Origin of the sequence: Pseudomonas sp. AP42 (assembly GCF_001728935.1) — a bacterium.
GTDB classification, from domain to species: Bacteria; Pseudomonadota; Gammaproteobacteria; order Pseudomonadales; family Pseudomonadaceae; genus Aquipseudomonas; species Aquipseudomonas lactis.
The window spans coordinates 1-3,350 of record NZ_LYSO01000204.1 but is presented as its reverse complement, the minus strand read 5'-3'; the positions used below and the strand labels follow the sequence as shown (position 1 = coordinate 3,350).

General features: G+C 59.8%; 2 protein-coding genes. Both read right to left on the bottom strand.

Annotated features, from left to right (window positions below; translation table 11 throughout):
- Window positions 1–205: 205 nt before the first annotated feature.
- Window positions 206–2,104: a sulfate adenylyltransferase subunit CysN gene (gene cysN / locus A7K61_RS30440; RefSeq protein ID WP_069559011.1), complete on the bottom strand. Its 1,899-nt coding sequence runs from the start codon at window positions 2,102–2,104 to the stop codon at window positions 206–208.
- Window positions 2,105–2,113: 9 nt separating this feature from the next.
- Window positions 2,114–3,031 (bottom strand): sulfate adenylyltransferase subunit CysD, encoded by a 918-nt coding sequence (cysD, locus tag A7K61_RS30435; RefSeq protein WP_016971196.1) that lies wholly within the window; start codon window positions 3,029–3,031, stop codon window positions 2,114–2,116.
- Between the last annotated feature and the right edge of the window lie 319 nt (window positions 3,032–3,350).

The window sequence follows — 3,350 nt, the reverse complement described above, 5'->3', positions numbered from 1 at the left end:
CGGGGCGCCTAAGATCAAGATCAAAAGCAGATCAAGAGCGGCTCGCTTCGCATCGTAGTTACCACTGGCTGCTACAACCTACAAAATTGTGTAGATACCTATGGCTATCGCAGGCAAGCCCCACATTGACCGAGTCCACCTTTGAGAATATGTAAAAAGCCCGCCACCGAGTGATCGATGGCGGGCTTTTTGATGGCTGCGAGGTTTAGATCGCGCCGCGCTGACGCAACAGCTCCAGCACTTGCTTGACGCTGTCTTCCAACGACAATGCCTGAGTGTCGATCACCAGATCAGCATTCAACGGCACGTCATACGGGAAAGATTCGCCAGGAATGTTATCCCCACCGGCCGCGTACAACCCTTGCGGGTCACGCTCGGCGCACACCAACGGCGATGCCTGTACGTAAACGGTCAGCAAGCGGTCGGCACCGATCAGCGCCTTGGCCTGTTCACGGCCTTCGGCATCCGGCGCGACGAAGGCTGCCAGGGTCAGCAGGCCGGCTTCGTTGAACTGGCGCGCCACATGAGCGGCACGACGCCAGTTCTCGGTACGCCCGGCACGGTCCTGCGGCAACCCTTTGTTCAGGTCGTGGCGCAGGTTCTGGCCGTCCAGTACGAACACCGCACGGCCCATGTCGAACAGCTTGCGCTCAACCGCATAGGCCAGGGTGCTCTTGCCAGCGCCCGACAAGCCGCTGAACAACACCGTGGCCGGCTGCTGGCCGAAACGCAGGGCGCGTTCTTCGGTGGCGACATGCGCCAGGCTGCCGTGCTGCGCTGCGCCGCCATGACCCACCGGCGGTGCGATGATCATGCCCGCGGCCACTGTACCGTTGGTCAAGCGGTCGATCACGATGAACGCGCCGGTGGTGCGGTTGCTGTCGTAACCGTCCAGGGCGATGGCGGCGTCCAGGCTGACCTTGACCCGGCCAATCTCGTTGAGCTGCAGCGAACTCGCCGGGCCTTCAGCCAGGGTGTTCACATCCACGCGGTGCACGATGCTGGTGATGGAACCCGGCACGTAGCTGGTGGCGCGTTTGATGTCGTATTTCTTGCCCGGCAGCATCGGTTCTTCGGCCATCCACACCAGCATGGCGTCGAAGGCGTCGGTCACTTGCGGCACGTTGTCGGCATGCACCAACAGGTCGCCACGGGAGATGTCGATCTCGTCTTCCATGGTCAAGGTCACGGCCTGGCCTGGGCCTGCGTGTTCCAGCTCACCTTCAAAGGTGACGATGGATTTGACGCGGCTGCTCTTGCCCGACGGCAATACCACCACTTCATCGCCCTTGTGCACGATGCCGCTCGCCAGGGTGCCGGCAAACCCACGGAAGTTCAGGTTCGGGCGGTTGACGTATTGCACCGGGAAACGCAGGTCGGTGTAGTTGCGGTCGTTGGCGATCTCGACAGTCTCCAAGATCTCCATCAGCGACTGGCCGGTGTACCAGGGCGAAAGCTCGCTCTTGTTCACCACGTTGTCGCCCTTGAGCGCCGACATCGGCACGAAGGCCAGGGTGCTCGGCTTGAATGCGATACCTTCGGCGAACTTCAGGTAATCGGCCTTGATCGACTCGAATACGCTTTGGTCAAAGCCGTTGATGTCCATCTTGTTGATGGCCACCACGATGTGTTTGATGCCCAGCAACGAGGCGATGTAGCTGTGACGACGGGTCTGGGTCTGCACGCCGTAGCGAGCGTCGATCAGGATGATCGCCAGGTCACAGGTGGACGCACCGGTGGCCATGTTGCGGGTGTACTGCTCATGGCCGGGGGTGTCGGCGATGATGAATTTGCGCTTGGCGGTGGAGAAATAGCGGTAGGCAACATCAATGGTGATGCCCTGCTCACGCTCGGCCTGCAGGCCATCGACCAGCAACGCCAGGTCGATATCGTCACCGGTGGTGCCGGACTTTTTCGAGTCGCGGGTAATGGCTTCCAGGTGATCCTCGTAGATCATCTTGGAGTCGTGCAGCAGGCGCCCGATCAGGGTGCTCTTGCCGTCGTCGACGTTGCCGCAGGTCAGGAAGCGCAACATCTCTTTGCGCTCGTGCTGGCCCAGGTAGGCGAGGATGTCCTCGCTGATCAAATCAGATTGATGCGACATGACAGCCCCTTAGAAATAGCCTTGACGTTTTTTATCTTCCATCGAGCCTGCACCATCGTGGTCGATGACACGGCCCTGGCGCTCGGAAGTTCGCGTCAGGAGCATTTCCTGAATGATGTCCGTCAGCGTCTCGGCTTCGGACTCCACCGCGCCCGTCAACGGGTAGCAGCCAAGGGTGCGGAAACGTACTTTCTTTTTGACGATACGGGCTTTGTCTTCGTCGGACAGGTGCTCGAGGATGCGGTCGTCGTCGATCATGATCAACGTGCCGTTCTTCTCGATCACCTCGCGCTCGGCGGCGAAATACAGCGGCACAATCGGGATGCCTTCCAGGTAGATGTACTGCCAGATGTCCAGCTCGGTCCAGTTGGACAGCGGGAACACGCGGATCGACTCGCCCTTGTTGACGTTGCCGTTGTAGACGTTCCACAGCTCGGGGCGTTGGTTTTTTGGATCCCAGCGGTGTTTGCTGTCGCGGAACGAGTACACGCGCTCTTTGGCACGGGATTTCTCTTCATCGCGACGGGCACCGCCGAATGCGGCGTCGAAACCATGCTTGTCCAGCGCCTGCTTGAGGCCCTCGGTCTTCATGATGTCGGTGTGCTTGGCGCTGCCGTGGGTGAACGGGTTGATGTTCTGCGCCACGCCATCGGGGTTGATGTGGGTGATGAGGTCCAGGCCCAGCTCCTCGACCATCTTGTCGCGGAACTTGTACATTTCCTGGAATTTCCAGCGGGTGTCGACGTGCATCACCGGGAACGGCAGCTTGCCTGGGAAGAAGGCCTTGCGTGCCAGGTGCAGCATCACGGCGGAGTCTTTACCGATCGAGTAGAGCATCACCGGGTTATCGAACTCGGCGGCGACCTCGCGGATGATGTGGATGCTTTCCGCCTCCAGCTGTTTCAGATGCGTCAGTTTGTCGACCATGGTTACTCACGGAAAAACGATCTTATGGACGGCCAGCGGGCCGTGTTCGAGCGAGGCATGCTAGCACAGCAACTTCTTCTATTTAGGGCGCCAGCTAGACCGAAACGATATATGAATATGCCGCCGAGTTTGGCGCTCGACTCGGTCAATGTGGGAGCTGGCTTGCCTGCGAAAGCCATACTAAACCTGTGGCGAGGGAGCTTGCTCCCGTGACGACCTGATAGCCGACGCTGATCTAGCTGACGCACCGCGATCCAAATGTGGGAGCTGGCTTGCCTGCGAAGACGGCCTAACAGTCAACACAAGCTGGACCGGGTAC

Bases quoted from the DNA above. Each gene is read 5' to 3' on its own strand.
- cysN (WP_069559011.1), bottom strand. From the start codon at position 2,104: ATGTCGCATCAATCTGATTTGATCAGCGAGGACATCCTCGCCTACCTG.
- cysD (WP_016971196.1), bottom strand. From the start codon at position 3,031: ATGGTCGACAAACTGACGCATCTGAAACAGCTGGAGGCGGAAAGCATC.